This window comes from Pseudomonas sp. KSR10 (assembly GCF_022355455.1).
Classification (GTDB): domain Bacteria; phylum Pseudomonadota; class Gammaproteobacteria; order Pseudomonadales; family Pseudomonadaceae; genus Stutzerimonas; species Stutzerimonas stutzeri_E.
Window position 1 is genome coordinate 184,738 of record NZ_JAKOEN010000004.1, and the last position, 15,966, is coordinate 200,703.

At 61.4% G+C, this 15,966-nt stretch carries 12 protein-coding genes; 4 read left to right on the forward strand and 8 right to left on the reverse strand.

Annotated elements, in window-relative coordinates; all coding sequences use genetic code 11:
• Positions 1–200: 200 nt before the first annotated feature.
• The 4 genes from MCB86_RS01665 to MCB86_RS01680 all read right to left on the reverse strand — a co-directional run bounded on the left by MCB86_RS01665 (position 201) and on the right by MCB86_RS01680 (position 4,894).
• A complete protein-coding gene (locus tag MCB86_RS01665; protein ID WP_045161951.1) occupies positions 201–1,352 on the reverse strand; it encodes an acyl-CoA dehydrogenase family protein in 1,152 nt (383 codons plus the stop codon).
• 13 nt (positions 1,353–1,365) lie between these two features.
• Positions 1,366–2,421 (reverse strand): enoyl-CoA hydratase/isomerase family protein, encoded by a 1,056-nt coding sequence (locus MCB86_RS01670; RefSeq protein ID WP_239609341.1) that lies wholly within the window; start codon positions 2,419–2,421, stop codon positions 1,366–1,368.
• Positions 2,422–2,423: 2 nt separating this feature from the next.
• On the reverse strand, positions 2,424–3,314 hold the full coding sequence (gene mmsB / locus MCB86_RS01675) for a 3-hydroxyisobutyrate dehydrogenase (RefSeq protein ID WP_239609343.1): 891 nt from the start codon (positions 3,312–3,314) through the stop codon (positions 2,424–2,426).
• A gap of 68 nt (positions 3,315–3,382) precedes the next feature.
• Positions 3,383–4,894, reverse strand: coding sequence for a CoA-acylating methylmalonate-semialdehyde dehydrogenase (locus MCB86_RS01680; protein WP_239609345.1), 1,512 nt, complete (start codon positions 4,892–4,894; stop codon positions 3,383–3,385).
• A 226-nt stretch (positions 4,895–5,120) separates the two neighbouring features.
• On the opposite strand from MCB86_RS01680, the gene MCB86_RS01685 reads away from it, so the two are divergent.
• Together MCB86_RS01685 and MCB86_RS01690 are read left to right on the forward strand one after the other, a co-directional pair.
• Complete coding sequence (locus tag MCB86_RS01685) at positions 5,121–6,893, forward strand: PAS domain-containing protein (RefSeq protein WP_239609348.1); 1,773 nt, start codon at positions 5,121–5,123, stop codon at positions 6,891–6,893.
• Positions 6,890–7,285 (forward strand): response regulator, encoded by a 396-nt coding sequence (locus MCB86_RS01690; RefSeq protein ID WP_239609350.1) that lies wholly within the window; start codon positions 6,890–6,892, stop codon positions 7,283–7,285. The genes MCB86_RS01685 and MCB86_RS01690 overlap by 4 nt, the downstream gene beginning before the upstream one ends.
• An 86-nt stretch (positions 7,286–7,371) precedes the next feature.
• Here the strand turns inward: MCB86_RS01690 and MCB86_RS01695 are convergent, their stop codons facing one another.
• Positions 7,372–8,469: a hypothetical protein gene (locus MCB86_RS01695; RefSeq protein ID WP_239609354.1), complete on the reverse strand. Its 1,098-nt coding sequence runs from the start codon at positions 8,467–8,469 to the stop codon at positions 7,372–7,374.
• 533 nt (positions 8,470–9,002) lie between these two features.
• Here MCB86_RS01695 and MCB86_RS01700 point away from each other — a divergent pair.
• Positions 9,003–9,767 carry an SDR family NAD(P)-dependent oxidoreductase gene (locus MCB86_RS01700; RefSeq protein WP_045161958.1) on the forward strand — a complete coding sequence of 255 codons (765 nt, stop codon included), beginning with the start codon at positions 9,003–9,005 and terminating at the stop codon, positions 9,765–9,767.
• Between the two features lie 278 nt (positions 9,768–10,045).
• Here MCB86_RS01700 and MCB86_RS01705 read toward each other — a convergent pair whose 3' ends face one another.
• Positions 10,046–10,489, reverse strand: a complete 444-nt coding sequence (locus MCB86_RS01705; RefSeq protein ID WP_239609356.1) for an HU family DNA-binding protein — start codon at positions 10,487–10,489, stop codon at positions 10,046–10,048.
• Between the two features lie 177 nt (positions 10,490–10,666).
• The gene (locus tag MCB86_RS01710; protein ID WP_045161959.1) at positions 10,667–11,095 is read right to left on the reverse strand and encodes a DUF2141 domain-containing protein; all 429 of its coding nucleotides are present in this window, start codon (positions 11,093–11,095) and stop codon (positions 10,667–10,669) included.
• Between the two features lie 200 nt (positions 11,096–11,295).
• Between MCB86_RS01710 and MCB86_RS01715 the strand changes: the two genes are divergently transcribed.
• Entirely contained in the window at positions 11,296–11,772 is a 477-nt protein-coding gene (locus MCB86_RS01715; protein WP_045161960.1) for a GreA/GreB family elongation factor, read from the forward strand.
• A gap of 228 nt (positions 11,773–12,000) precedes the next feature.
• On the opposite strand, the gene putA is transcribed toward MCB86_RS01715, so the two are convergent.
• On the reverse strand, positions 12,001–15,948 hold the full coding sequence (putA, locus tag MCB86_RS01720) for a trifunctional transcriptional regulator/proline dehydrogenase/L-glutamate gamma-semialdehyde dehydrogenase (RefSeq protein WP_239609358.1): 3,948 nt from the start codon (positions 15,946–15,948) through the stop codon (positions 12,001–12,003).
• Positions 15,949–15,966 lie beyond the last annotated feature (18 nt).

Below are 15,966 nucleotides of genomic sequence, written 5' to 3' on the forward strand. Positions count from 1 at the left end.
TTTATTGTTGTGTGGATGGCGGCTGATATGGCTCGACATCCATAACTCGGATTACTGACTGCTTGTCGTCTTTAACGGGTCTTACCCGCCAGCTTTAATGATTTCGCGCTGAACTAGCGCTCCCTTGGCCCTCCAGGTTGCATTCGCGAGCCTGGCCACGAACAGATGAGTCCGCGCGCCGCTTTTCCATGCGCGATCTTTCACAGCCCATAGTTGTTGAGCTCCCGAGCGATCAGTAGCCGCTGAATCTCGCTGGAGCCTTCATAGATCTGCGTAATGCGTGCGTCGCGGTAGTAACGCTCGACCGGATAATCCTCGAGATAGCCGTAGCCACCGTGGATCTGCATGGCCTTGGAGCAGACGTATTCGGCGACTTCCGAGGCGAATAGCTTGGCCTGGGAGGCTTCGGATAGGCATGGCAGGTTGGCGCTGCGCAGACGCGCCGCATGCAGGATCAGCAGTCGCGCGGCGTTGAGGCGGGTGTGCATGTCCGCCAGCATGTTTGCCACACTCTGGTGCTCGATGATCGGCTTGTCGAACTGGATGCGCTCGCGGGCATATCCCAGCGCCGCCTCGAACGCCGCGCGGGCGATGCCCAGCGCTTGGGCGCCAATGCCGATGCGCCCACCTTCGAGATTCGACAGGGCAATGGCCAGTCCCTTGCCGCGTGGGCCGAGCAGATTGGCTTCGGGGATGCGGCAGTCGCGCAGGGTGACGCCGCAGGTATCCGAAGCACGGATCCCCATCTTGCTTTCCATCCGATCTACGACGAAACCGGGGTTGTCGGTAGGCACCAGAAAAGCCGAAAGACCCTTCTTTCCCAGCTCCGGATCGGTGACTGCGAAGACGATGGCGATCTTCGCGCGCTTGCCGTTGCTGACGAATTGTTTGGCGCCGTTGATCACCCATTCGCCGTTCTCCAGCACGGCGCGGGTGCGCAGGTTGTGCGCTTCGGAGCCGGCCTGGGGTTCGGTAAGGGCGAAGCAGCCGATGGCGCGCCCGGCGGCCAGATCCGGCAGCCATTCGTCCTGCTGTTCCGGCGTGCCGTATTTGAGGATTGGACCACAGCCGACCGAGCTGTGAATGCTCATCAACGCGCCGATGGCACCGTCGCCGGCCGAGATTTCCTCGACCGCCAACGCGTAGGCGACGTAATCGATGTAGGTGCCGCCCCATTGCTCGGGAACGATCATGCCCAGCAGACCGAGCTCGCCCAGCTGGGTCACGGTCTCGTCACCGATCCAGCCGGCCTGCTCCCAGGCCTGGGCTTTGGGTGCGATTTCGGCGCGGGCGAAGTCGCGCGCCATGTCGCGGATCATCCGTTGTTCTTCGCTCAGTTCGATGTCTTGCATGGATTGTTCCCTCTCAGACGCCCGCGAAGAAATCGGCAACCCGCTGAGGCGTCACCTCACTCAGCGTAGGCGGGTTCCAGCGTGGGTTCTTGTCCTTGTCGACGATCAGTGCACGAACGCCCTCGATGATGTCGCCCTGATCGAACCACTGGCGGTCCAGGTGCAGCTCCATACGGAAGCAATCGGCCAGTGAGAGTGCGCGTCCGCGACGAAGCATTTCCAGCGTGATGCCGAGCGAAAGAGGCGAGCGGCTGTCGATGATCTTGAGCGTCTCGGCCGCCCAGTCGCGGTATTCCGGACGGTTTTCACCTGCCAGCGATTCGCGGATCGCCGCGACGTTGTCATGACCGAAGTGTTTTTCTATGGCCGGGAAAAGCGCTTTGAACGAGGCATCCGGCAGTTCGGTGCACCCCATCGATACCAGCAGATTGGTCAGCGTCTGCACCGGCGGGGTGCTCCAGTCCTGACGGTCTAACGCTTGTTCGAGCTCAGCGAAACGCTCATGGCGCACGCAGTAATCGGCCAGCCCGGCATAGAGCGCGTCGGCCGAATCGATATGGTTGCCGGTCAGACCCATGTAGATGCCGAGGTTGCCCGGCAGGCGCGGCAGGAAATAGCTGCCACCGACGTCAGGGAAATAACCGATGCCTACTTCCGGCATGCCCATGCGCGTGCGTTCTGAGATCACCCGCAACGACGCGCCCTGGACGAGTCCCATGCCGCCGCCGAGAACGAAGCCGTTCATCAAAGCCAGCAGCGGCTTGCTATAGGCGTGGATGTATTGATCGAGAGCATATTCCTCTTCGAAGAAGACGCGATGAAGATCCTCGCCGTTCTGGTAGCTGTCATACAACGAGCGGATGTCTCCGCCGGCACAGAAGGCCTTTTCGCCAATGGCACGCAATACCACGGCGACCACGTCCTGATCGTCAGCCCAGTCCTGCAGTTGACGATGGAGGTTGCGGACCATCGGCAGGGTGATGGCGTTCAGCCCAGCCGGACGGTTCAGGGTGAGGTAGCCGACGCGATTACGAACCTCGATCAATACCGGCGCTTCTGCCTGGGTCATGCTCAATCCTCCTGACGGTAGAGTTTGATGATCGCGGAGAAGTCCAGGGTACCGTTGCCCTGCGTGCTGAAGGCCTGGTACAGCTGCTGCGCGAGAGCACCGAGGATAACCGGCTGGCGCACCTGTTTGGCCGCTTCACTGGCAAGTCCCAGATCCTTGAGCATCAGATCGGTGCCGAAGCCGCCGCTGTAGCCGCGCGAGGCCGGACTGTTCTCCGCCACGCCGGGGAACGGGTTGTAGATCTCGGAACTCCAGCAGCGCCCGCTGGACGAGTTGATCACACTGGCCAGAACTTTGGGGTCCATTCCCAGCGAGACGCCCAGGGACATGGCCTCGGCGGCGCCGATCATGGAGATGCCAAGCAATAGATTGTTGGCGACCTTGGCAACCTGGCCGTTACCGCTGCCGCCGCAGTGGACGATGTTCTTGCCCATTGTTGCGAGAATTGGCTGGGCCTTCTGAAAGTCCGCCTCGTTGCCGCCGACCATGAAGGTCAGGGTGCCGGCTGCCGCACCGACGGTGCCGCCGGAGACCGGGGCGTCGAGCATCGGGTTGCCGTTTTTTGCCGCAGCGGCGGCGACTTCGCGGGCACTCATCGGGTCGATGGTGGACGAGTCGATGAGCAGCACGTCGGCCGGGACGTGGGCGAGCAAGCCGTCCTCGCCCAGGTATACCTGCTTCACGTGGGCGGCCGCCGGGAGCATGGTGATGATCACCTCGACACCCGCTTGGGCGACGGCGGCGGGAGAGGTGGCTTCCTTCGCGCCAGCGTCGACCAGGTTGGAGACTGCCGCAGCGGAGAGGTCGAATACACAGACCTGATGACCGGCCTTGAGCAGGTTGTGGGCCATGGGCCCGCCCATGTTGCCGAGTCCGAGAAAACCGATATGCATGGCCGTTTCCTTCTTGTTATAGGGGCGATTGGCGGCGCCGCGATCGACGACCACGGCGCCGGCCGCGGTTATTTCAGGTTGATGGTGGTGTTGACCGATCCGCCAACTTCGCTCTCGTCGAACCAGCGCTGTGTAACGGTCTTGGTCTGGGTATAGAACTGCACGACCTGTTTGCCGTACGGGCCGAGATCGCCGAGCTTGGAGGCACGCGAACCGGTGAAGGAGAACATTGGCACCGGCACCGGGATCGGTACGTTGATGCCTACCTGGCCCACGTCGATTTCTTCCTGGAAATGCCTCGCCGCGGCGCCGGAACGGGTGAACAGGGCGGTGCCGTTACCGTTGGGATTGGCGTTGATCAATTCGATGGCTTGGTCGAGGGTGTCGACCTGCATCACGCAGAGCACCGGGCCGAAGATCTCCTCGCGATAGATGCTCATTTCAGGCGTGACGCCCGAGAAGATCGTCGGCGCGACGAAGTTGCCCTTCTCGAAACCTGCGACCTGCGGGTTGCGGCCGTCCAGGACCAGGTCGGCACCTTCGGCGACGCCGCGTTCAATCAGCGAGCTGATGCGATCGAGTGCGGCACAGGAGACGACCGGACCGACATCGGTGCCGCTTTCGGCGCCCGCATTGACTTTCAATGTCTTGGCCTTGGCGACCAGATCCGGCAGCCAGCTTTGCGCTTCACCGACCAGAATCAGCACTGATAGAGCCATGCAGCGCTGACCCGCCGCACCAAACGCCGCACCGACCAGGTTGTTGAGCGTCTGCTCCTTGTGCGCGTCGGGCAGGATGATGCCGTGGTTCTTCGCGCCCATCATGCACTGCACGCGCTTGCCGGCGAGACTGGCGCGGTTGTAGACGTGAGTGCCGACCTTGGTCGATCCAACGAAAGACACGGCCTTGATATCCGGATGGTCGCAGATCAGGTTCACCGCATCGGCGCCGCCGTGGATGACGTTCAGCACGCCCGGCGGTACGCCCGCTTCCATGGCCAGCTCAGCGAGGCGCATGGTGACCATCGGATCCTGCTCGGACGGCTTGAGCACGAAGGTATTACCGGTGGCGATGGCCATCGGAAACATCCACAGCGGGATCATCGCCGGGAAGTTGAAGGGTGTGATACCGGCACAAACGCCCAACGGCTGCAGCAGGGTATAGGTGTCGACTCCCGTGGCGACGTTATTGGCCAGCTCACCGAGTTGCAGATTGCCAATACCGGCAGCGTGTTCGACCACTTCCAGGCCGCGGAACACGTCGCCCTCGGCGTCCGGCAGGGTCTTGCCCTGTTCGGCGGTGAGGATCGCGGCCAGCTCCTTCATGTTTTCGCGAATCAACTGCTGGTATTTGAGGAATATCCGCGAGCGTGCACCGATTGGCGTCTTGCGCCAGGTCTTGAAGGCTTCTTTGGCGCTGGCGACTGCAGCATTCATTTCCGCTTCGGTGGCGAAGGGCACGCGGGCCAGGACTTCCTGCGTCGCCGGGTTGATGATGTCGCGCCACTCGCGGGTGGAGGACTCGACCAGCTCACCGCCGATCAGGAGTTTGACTGTGGGGATGGCACTTGACTGGGTCATGGTGGGTCCTAGCGATTGTCGTTATTGAATAAAGGCTGGTCGGTTGAGCTTTCCTGATCCTAGAGTGCAAATTTATCCACATCAATGCGGGTTGCCGCATAGTGGGTCTGCATAAATGCACAGTGTTGGCTGGCTTGCATCCTTACGGCGATGGTGAGTCCGCACACCGCGGTGCCTGGATTCACTGACAGAGCGAGACCTAACTGTGACCTTGGAACAACTATAGATGTTGAGTACTGATAGTCCCGGCGTGAATCAGGTCGGCAACCGACCCGATTGCCCGTTGCCCTTCGATGAAGCGCTACTGGACATGCTGCCGATCGGCGTCTGCACGCTTGATGCCGACGGCGCGGTGCTGCGTTACAACCGAATCGCTGGCCAACTGTGTGGTCGCGGGCTGGAAGCTTACGGTCGGCTTCGTATCCTGTCCGCGGACGGCGAGGCGCAGCCATTCGCCGATACACCGCTGGCGGAGACGATCCGTACGGGGCGTACCAGCCAGGACGTTGCGCTGCTCATCGAACGGCCCGATGAACAACCAATGCCAGTGCTTGCCAATATTCAGGCAATGCGCAGTGATACCGGGCAGATCACCGGGGCAATCATCTGCTTCCAAGGCAACACGCCGTCCCGACAGTGCAGTGCCGACCGCCGACGCAGCGTCGAATGGCTGAGCGCCATCGTCGAAAACACCCCTGAATGCGTGAAAGTCGTCGATCAGGACGGCACTCTGGTGCAGATGAACCCGGCGGGGTTGCGCATGCTGGATGCGAAAAAACCATCCGATGTGGAGGGGCTGAGCGTCTTCGATCTGATCGTGCCCGAGCACCGCCAATACTGGCGAGAACAGCACCGGCGTGTTTGTGAAGGCGAAAAGCTCAACTGGGAATTCGACATCATCAGCCTCGGCGGTACCCGTCGGCATATGGAGACCCATGCGGTTCCCATGACCACGCCCGGCGGGCTTCCAGGCGGATTCGTGCAGCTGGCGGTGACGCGCGACATCACCGATCGTAAACGCCTAGAGGCAGCGACACGCGAGGCGGAGCGCCGGCTGGCCGACCTCCTCGATGCGCTGCCCAGCGCTGTCTATACCACCGACGCGAACGGTAAGGTCACCTACTTCAACCAGGCCTGCGTAAAATTGGCGGGCCGCGTACCGGCCATCGGCACCGACGAGTGGTGCGTCACCTGGCGACTGTACTGGCCAGATGGTACGCCGATGCCTCACGCAACCTGTCCAATGGCCATTGCGCTCGCCGAAAACCGCGCGATTCATGGCGCGGAGGCGCTGGCCGAGCGACCGGATGGTACACGGGTACCATTCCTGGCGTACCCCGCACCGTTACACAACGAGGCTGGCGAGCTGATCGGCGCGGTGAACATGTTGGTGGATATCACTGAGCGCAAGGTGGCCGAGGATCATCGGCAATTGCTGCTCAACGAATTGAATCACCGGGTCAAGAACACCCTGGCGACCGTACAGTCGATCGCCGCGCAAAGTTTCCGGAGGAACGAGATCAGCGAAGGCTATCGCTGGTTCGAAGGACGCCTGATCGCACTGTCCAAGGCTCATGACGTGCTGTCGAAGGAGAACTGGCAGGCTGCCAGTCTGAACGACATCATCGATCAGGCGGTGGCGCCGTTTCAGGCCCCAGGTCACCAGCGCTTCGTTATCGAGGGGCCGCCCCAGCGCCTGAAACCTAAAGCTGCGTTGGCATTGGCGATGGCTTTTCACGAGCTGTGTACCAACGCTGCGAAGTTCGGTGCGCTGAGCAGTGAGAGGGGCTTCGTTCGCATTCATTGGACGGTCACACCCTCTAAGTCCATGCATCTGTTTTGGAAGGAGGTTGGCGGCCCCCCGGTTTCGCCATCGGCGCGCAAGGGGTTCGGATCGCGCCTGCTCGAGTACGGTCTGGCGGGTGAACTCGATGCCGAGGTACGACTGGCTTATCCGGTCGACGGTGTGACCTGTGACATCGAGGTTCCGCTGCCATGATCGATCACAGCGCGAATACTAAAAGCGAGAGAAGTTTTGAACATCTCCGGGTTCTGGTCGTGGAAGACGAGGCGCTGGTCGGCATGTTGCTAGAGGATATGTTGAGCGACATCGGCTGCGCACACGTGGAAGTTCTGTCGCGCTTCGCCGATGGGCTGCAAGCGGCCGAGACCGGGTCTTTCGATCTGGCCGTGCTGGATGTCAACCTTGATGGCGTCGCCAGTTTTCCGATCGCCGAACAGCTCATCGCCCGCAACATCCCGCTGCTGTTTGCCACCGGCTATGGGGTCGATGGCATGGACCCGCGATTCTCCGACATCCCCACCTTGCAAAAGCCGTTCTTCTTCAGCGATCTGGAGCGAGTCGTATCTCAGGCGTTGGAAGGGGCTTGAACTGCATCAGGCATACGTCGAGGTAGCCACTGACAGCAAAAAGCCCGCGTTCAGCGGGCTTGTCGAGGTGGCTGCGCGGTAGCCCTTTACGGGCCTTGAGTCACGAACGCCGAGTTGCCCGTTCCGTTCTGCATGATCGCAGCGTTATAACTCTGCGGGCTATCCAGCGTGCCGGTCTGCACGACAGACGCGTAGTTCTCGGTGCCGATCTGACCGACGTTGGCAGAGCTGTAGTAGCCGGTCTGATCCACATCGATTTCGTTGGCGGTTCCGTTCTGGTCGATGATCAGGCTGCTGCCGTCGAAGTCCTGCCGGATATCCACCCGGTTGTAATCGCCAGTGGAGCTCCCCTCTACGCTAGTCGAACGCCCGCTTTGCTGTGCGGTCAGCTCGTTGCCGGTGCCATTCTGCGTGAAGGAGAACGAGCCGAAGCCGGCAGACTCCACGACATCCGCGACGTTGTCCGTGCCGATCTGAATCAGCTCAACGGTACCCGAGGAGTAGCGACCGGGTGAGCGTTGGTCGAGCGTCGCCTGGTTAGCCGTACCGTTCTGACTGATCGTTGCGGTGGCGCCGAAGGGGAAGCCATCCTGAGTGAGGTTGATGGCGTTATCCGTACCGGTCTGCTCGGTCTGCGCATGAGTATCGCCTATTTGTTCGATATAGGCGGTGTTCCCAGAGCCGTTCTGCATCCCACTGTAATTCTTGACGAGGAAGCCTTCCTGAAACACCTCGATTGAGTTGTTCTCTCCGTTCTGGCTGATAGCTGCGCTGTTTGCGTTGAAGTCCAGCTGCTCGATATAGGCCAGATTGCTCGTACCCACTTGCGAGATGGATGCCGAATGGCCAACTTCTGCTGAAGACTGAAGTACGGTAGCGAGGTTGTAAGCACCGTCCTGGTTGACAGTGATTTCGCCGTTCAAGCCTGTTTGCTCGATGGTGGAGATGTTGCCGTTGCCAGTCTGGTTGCTGTTGGCCGTAAGACCGACCCCGCTCTGGTCGGTGTAGGCAACATTGCCTGTGCCGTTCTGCACTTGCGTAATGCTGCCCTCGTCGCCTTGCTGCATCACATCGGCATAGTTGTCGCTGCCCGTCTGATCCTGCGTCGATTCACTGACGGCGTAGGCGTGATTCGCCAGTAATACTGAAATGGCCGCTGCCAGGATTGTTTTTCTTGTCTGCATTTCAGAGTTCCTTGAGTGAAGGAGGCCTGAGTTCTAGCCGGCGCGCTTGTGACTGTGTATCCGCCGAAAAGCTGAACTGTATTCTACGGGGGATTAATTCTTACGGCCGTCAATCGATGCCACACGAAAACGCTGGGCTCTGGGGCGAAAGTGCCAGCGTTTTGCTTTGTATCAATTGGAGATAAGCGGCAGACGAACCCATACGAAACGGTGAGACGCCAGGTCTGTTCATCCAGCGCTGAAGGCATGGATCGACGGGCGGGGCAGAACGACCAGCTGTACGTGTAGCTCATCGGGGTCAAGTGGATAAACGCGCCGGCGCTGCAGCAGTTCCGCTTTTACTCACTTCTCTCTCAACGGGTTGTTTTGCACGGCAAGGGTGCCGCCGTAGCGAATCCCGGCTGAACAGTGGCGTATCGGAGTTGCCGTACAGCGTGGAAAGCACTCGAATTTTTTTGCCGGTCGACAGACCATAGCTCACCGATTACCACCACGGCGCTTCTACGAGTACCGTCAATCGAAAGAGGAACAGCATGAATAGCAAGGTCGTCTTCATCACTGGCGCCACATCCGGGTTCGGGCGCGCTACGGCTCGCCGATTTGCCGAAGCCGGTTGGTCGTTGGTCCTGACCGGTCGCCGCTCGGAGCGCCTGGAAACGTTAAAAGCCGAACTGGACGGTAAAGTACCTGTTCATGTCGCGACGCTCGATGTGCGCAAGAACGAGGCGGTCAAGGAAGTGATCGCCGCGTTGCCCGAAGCCTTTCGGGCCGTGACCTGCCTGGTCAATAACGCGGGCTTGGCGCTGGCCCCGGAGCCTGCGCAGAAGACCGATCTGAACGACTGGCACACCATGATCGATACCAATATCACCGGCTTGGTCAATGTCACCCATGCACTGCTGCCGACGCTGATCGATACGGGCAAGGGCGCCAGTATCGTCAATATCGGTTCGGTGGCAGGGCAGTGGCCGTATCCCGGCAGCCACGTATATGGGGCCAGCAAGGCCTTCGTTCAGCAATTCAGCTACAACCTGCGCTGCGACCTGATCGCCACCGGCGTGCGCGTCACCGATATTGCGCCGGGCATGGCCGAAACCGAATTCACCCTGGTCCGTACCAAGGGCAATCAGGCGGCGTCCGATGCCCTTTACAGCACCACCACACCGTTGACGGCAGAAGATATCGCCGAGCAGATCTTTTACGTCGCCACATTGCCTGCGCATATCAACATCAATCGGTTGGAGATCATGCCGTCGCGCCAAGCGTGGGCGGGCTTCGCGGTCGATCGCGACAAATAGACCTAGGGTGGGCTGGAGGCGTGCCGCTGCAGCCCACCGAGCAACACTGTACGGTTCGGAGGGCTGCAGCCGGTCTGCAACGCCACAGGCACAGCGGCAGCGTCCCATGAGCACGCAAGGTTCTGGGATTCACAGGGAGATGGTTGTTCAGATCGAAATGCAGCAGGCGCTCTGGAGAGCGGTTTTGCGAGAGTGGACGAAGAGGGGAGCAGCGGAGCGTTTTGATCAGGCGCTGCGTCCACAAGGGACGTCAGCGGCCCGGTTTTCGAATGAGGTGCTTAGTTCACCGCATCTTTCAGCGACTTGCCCGGCTTGAAGCCAGGCAGCTTGGCTGCGGAAATCTTGATTGTCGCGCCGGTCTGCGGATTGCGACCGTCACGCGCAGCACGCTCTTTGACGGCAAAGGTGCCGAAGCCGACCAGCGTCACGCTGTCGCCGTTCTGCAGGGTATTGGTCACGCTTTCGGTGAAGGCATCCAGTACACGGGTGGCAGTGCTCTTCGGAACATCGGCGGAGGCTGCGATAGCTTCAATCAACTCGGCTTTATTCACGGGTGTGGCTCCAGATTTGGTTGGGTGGTCAGTATAAGCAGCGTCTCGCCCTGTCGCCTGCGGCAAATTTCCTCTTTTGTAAAAAAAATATGTTGGCCGGCTGACAAAATCGCATGTTGCAGCTGATCCGGACGCTTCTGTCTGGACAGCGTCCTGGCAGCTTCGGTTCATTGCCAGCCCGACCACCGGCTATTGCTGCAATCGCTCCCCGCGACGCCTCGTTGCAGGCGTTTGGTGACGGTGTGGCCCTGGTTTGGCCGGGCCAGGCATGCGCGTGGCTGGCGATCCGGCGGGACTCGCTCAGGCACCGAACCGACACGCCGATCTGCCCGCCGGGACCGACAGCGGCTAGTAGCGAATATCGATATCCAGTTCGGTCGGCGCTGTGCCGCTGACCGCGAACTCGCTTTCTTCGAACGTCGGCGGGCCCATCACCTTGGGGTTGTTGGACAGCCCGTAGCCCTCCGTGGGAAACATGCCGAAGCGGCGGTCCAACTCGCCGTTAGCGTTCTCATCGTGGTAGACCATGATGGCGTACTGGCCGGCGGGCACGTCCTCGAACAGCAGCGTGACCGTACCTCTCGCCGCCGGGGCCTCCTGTGTGGCGAAAGCCTTGTCGACCTTGCGAAAGCTCTTCGGGTCGGAAAACAGCGCGACCCGGACAGCCCCTTGGTCATGCTGGATGCCGTTCAGCCTTACGGTCAGTGCCTGGCCGTCGGCAAATGCCGCACCGCTCGCCGAAACGGCAAGCAGCAGAAATACTGCGCGTAGTGTCATCGATAAGCTCCGGTGGTTCGTCTAGCATCATCTGGCTGCAGCGGTCCGCGCGGCGACTCCGGCACGTTGCGGATCGGGCGTGCCATAGTGGCGTCGTTGCGCTCGGACGGCCAGCGCGACGCGTCACAACAGCACTGGGTCATGGCTCTCCGCCGCCTGCGATGCCATGCTAGCCGGCCACTCCTCTCACCCGAGCCCGCATGGATAAGATTCATCTGCAGACGCTGATCATCGACAAGCTGCTCGCCGATCTGAGGATCGCCGAGGACGCACTGAGGGCGTCTCACGAGGCGGCCACTCATGCCGAAAGCAAGGCGGAAAACAAATACGACACCCGCGGGCTGGAAGCGGCGTACCTGGCCGACGGCCAGCGCCGCCGGGTCGCAGAAATCGAAGCGGCGCTGGCGAGCTATCGCAACCTGCCTATGCGCGATCTGACGGGCGAGCCGATTCGGCTGGGTGCTCTGGTTTCGCTTGAACTGGCGAGTGGTTGCCGGTGGGTTTTCCTAGGTCCGGACGCCGCAGGGCTGAAGGTAAAAGTGGGCGAAACCGAAGTGCTGGTCATTTCTCCGCATTCACCGCTGGGACGGGCCTTGCTCGGTTGCCACGAGGGTGACGAGGGCAAGCTGCTAGTAGATGGCCGACCCCAGCAGTACGGCGTACTGACGATCTGTTGATGGGGGAGCGCCAGCCAGAGGTGGTGTCTCAGGCTTTACTATGTCTTGATACAGTGAAGATACGCTTCATATTCAGTTGGTTACATCATATTTGCATCTGGTTTGTCATGTTTATGGCTTGGCATGAGAGGCTTGCGTCGGAGCGAAACTTTGGCTCTGCGGGAGACACAAAGCCCGCTTTCGACGCTGGTTGCGCGTCCTTCATCAGGGCTGCGGTGCGTTCGGGGCTCAGCCGATGGTCATCAGGCTGGCGTTGCCGCCGGCCGCCGCGGTGTTGATGCTCAGGGCGCGCTCGATCAACAGCCGCTCCAGCGGGATATTGGTTTCGCCCGGCGCCAGCCCTTGCACGCCGACGATAGGGCCGCTGCGCTGGGACAGTCGCTGGTTGACGTCACGCAGTTGGTCGGGCTCGCCATGGTGCAGCACCGCATCGAAGCGTACGGCGTCACTGGTCCAATCCGCGACGCGGATGATTCGGGCTTGCACGGCTTGGGGCAGCTGGCCGATCAGGTTGCTGCTGGATGGGTTATCCGCCAGTACAGCTTCGCTGCCGACGGTCAGCACTGCCGCTAGCTGGGTCAGTAGATCGCGTTCATCCTCGGAAAGGCACAGCACATATTCGCGTGGCAGCAGGCTGTAGCTGTTGCGTTCCCCTGTGGGCCCGTTGAGCAGCCGCGTGGTGCCGCTCTGGGATTGCTCGGCGTAGCGATCGCACAATGCGGCCAGTTCGCCTCGGCCATTGTCGTGCGCCCATTGCCTGAACTGCTTGGCGGCAGCGGTTTGCGCCGGAGACTGCTGCACCTCGGGCAATGTCTGAGCACCACCGAAGTTCAGCGCGCGCAGCAATGCATCGTAGGGCCGCTCCGACAGCAGGCGATACAGATACAGTGGACCGCCGGCCTTGGGTCCGGTGCCCGAGAGCCCCTCGCCGCCGAATGGCTGCACACCCACCACTGCGCCGACAATGTTGCGGTTGACGTATAGATTGCCAACCTTGGCGCGGTCGATGACTTTGGCGATGGTTTCGTCGATGCGGGTATGCACGCCCAGGGTCAATCCGTATCCGGCGGCGTTGATCTGGTCCAGCAACTTGTCCAGATCGGCACGGCGATAGCGCAGCACATGCAACACCGGGCCGAAGATCTCCTGCTGCAACTCGTCCAGGCGTTCCAGCTCGATCAGTGTGGGCGTCACGAAGGTGCCATGGGCACATTCCTGTTCGTCGACGCGAGCCATCTGATGCACCCGGCGGCCCTTGTCCCGCATGGCCTGTAGGTGCCGTTCGATATTGTCCCGCGCTTCGGCATCGATAACCGGACCGATGTCCACCGCCAGTCGCTGCGGGTTGCCCATGCGTGCTTCGGCCATCGCCCCCTTGAGCATGCCGATGACCCGTTCGGCAACGTCTTCCTGCACGCAGAGCACACGCAATGCCGAGCAGCGCTGACCGGCGCTGTCGAAGGCTGAGTTCATCACGTCCATCACCACCTGCTCGGCGAGTGCCGAGGAGTCGACGATCATCGCGTTCTGGCCGCCGGTTTCGGCGATCAGTGGAATGCTCCGCCCGCGCTCATCCAGCCGTCCGGCGATGCTGCGCTGGAGGATCGAGGCGACCGCCGTAGAACCGGTGAACATCACACCACGAACGCGCTCGTCACTCACCAGGCGCGCACCAACGGTTTCGCCGCGCCCGGGCAGCAGCTGCAAGACACTTCTGGGAATGCCTGCATCGTGGAGTATCTGCACCCCAAGCGCGGCGATCAGCGGGGTTTGCTCGGCCGGCTTGGCCAACACCGTATTGCCGGCGCCCAGTGCGGCACAGACCTGGCCGGTGAAGATCGCCAACGGGAAGTTCCAGGGGCTGATACAAACTACCGGGCCGATTGGGCGGTGGGTGTCGTTATCGAAATTGCAGTTCACTTCGGCGCCATAGAAGCGCAGGAAGTCCACTGCTTCGCGAACCTCTGCGATGGCGTTGACGTAGGACTTGCCCGCTTCACGAATGAGCACGCCCATCAGCATCTGCATGCGCTGTTCCATCAGATCGGCAGCGCTTAACAGCGCCGCCGCACGTTCTTTCGGCGCAGTGGATTGCCAGGCAGCAGCATGCTCCACTGCGCAACGCAGGGCATTGTCGACATCCTCCTCGCTGGCTTCCTGCACCTGACCGACCACGTCTTGCTGATCCGCAGGATTGAGCAGCGGCTCGACCGGCATCGTCGAAACCGTCTCGCAGCCTAGCTGAGGCGCCGCCGTATGGCGCTGATGGGCGCTGGCGAGCAGGGCGGAGGAGAGCGAGGCCAGGCGCTGTTCATTGGCAAGGTCGATGCCGCACGAATTGATGCGACCTTCACCGTATAGGTTGCGCGGTAGCGGGATTCGCGGGTGAGGCAAGCCAAGCGTGCCTTCCGCCGCGAGCATCTGTTCGACGGTTACCACCGGATCGGCCACCAGCTCTTCCAGCGAAATGCTCTTGTCGGCAATGCGGTTGACGAAGGAGGTATTGGCGCCATTTTCCAGCAGACGCCGCACCAGATAAGCCAGCAGCGTTTCGTGGCTACCGACCGGGGCGTAGATACGGCAAGGCCGGTTGAGTCTGCCTTCGCCCCTGCCGACCACCTGTTCGTAGAGCGGCTCGCCCATGCCGTGCAGGCACTGGAACTCATACTGACCGGGGTAATAGTTCTGGCCGGCGAGGTGGTACACCGCGGCCAGGGTGTGGGCGTTGTGGGTTGCGAACTGAGGGTAGATTGCCTCGGGCGCGGCGAGCAGCTTGCGTGCGCAGGCAATGAAGGACACATCGGTGTAGGCCTTGCGGGTGTAAACCGGGTACCCCTCGAGGCCGTTGACCTGTGCCAGCTTGATTTCGCTGTCCCAGTAAGCGCCCTTGACCAAGCGAATCATCAGCCGATGGCGGCTACGCTTGGCCAGATCGATCAGGTAATCCACTACATAGGGGCAGCGTTTCTGATAGGCCTGGATGACGAAGCCGATGCCGTTCCAATCGCTCAGCGAGGGTTCGAAGCAAAGCCGCTCCAGCAGATCCAGCGACAGCTCCAGGCGATCCGCTTCTTCGGCATCGATGTTGATGCCGATGTCGTAGCGCCGCGCCAGTTCGGTCAAGGACAGCAAGGTCGGGTACAGCTCGTCCATCACGCGGTCGTATTGCGCACGGCTGTAGCGCGGATGCAGCGCCGACAACTTGATCGAGATTCCCGGGCCTTCATAGATGCCGCGCCCGCGCGAGGCCATGCCAATGGAATGGATCGCCTGCTCGTACGAGGCCAGATAGCGCCGCGCATCTGCGCTGGTCAGGGCCGCCTCGCCGAGCATGTCGTAGGAATAGCGGAAGCCTTTGGCTTCCATGGTCTGCGCATTGCTCAGGGCTTCGTTGATGGTTTCGCCGGTGACGAACTGCTCGCCCATCAGCCGCATTGCCATGTCCACGCCTTTGCGGATCAGCGGCTCGCCCCCCTTGCCGATCAGGCGGTTGAGCGAGGAGGAGAGGTTGGATTCGTTATGCGTGGCGACCAGCCGGCCGGTGAGCATCAGGCCCCAGGTCGCGGCGTTGACGAACACCGACTGGCTGTTGCCCAGGTGAGGTTGCCAGTTGCCGGTGCTGATCTTGTCGCGGATCAGCGCATCGCGCGTGCCTTTGTCTGGCACGCGCAACAGGGCCTCAGCCAGACACATCAGTGCCACGCCTTCCTGGGACGACAGCGAGAACTCCTGCAGCAGCCCCTGCACCAGGCCTTGGCGTCCGCCAGCGCTTTTCTGATTGCGCAGCTTCTCGGCGATACGCAAGGCCAGCCGGTGCGTGGCTTCGGCCCTTTCCGGCGACAGGCGCGCCTGCTCCAGCAGGACCGGCACCGCTTCCGGCTCCGGACGGCGGTAGGCTGCGGTAATAGCCGCGCGCAACACCGACTGCGGTAGCACGCTCTCGGCAAATTCGAGAAACGGCTGGCTATCGGATGTGATCTCTACGTCCATATGATCGGCGACGTGTTCCACCGGGGCGGCGCCGAGAGGGGCTGTGCCGCTTTCCAGCTGTTCGAGGTAATTCAGCAGCGCCTGTTTTACCAACCACTGTGGCGTGCGGTCGACCTGCCGGGCGGCTGCCTCGAGTCGATCACGGGCAGCCTCGTCTAGCTTGATGCCGAGCGTAGTGGTCGCCATGTCGCTGTCCCTCTGTCA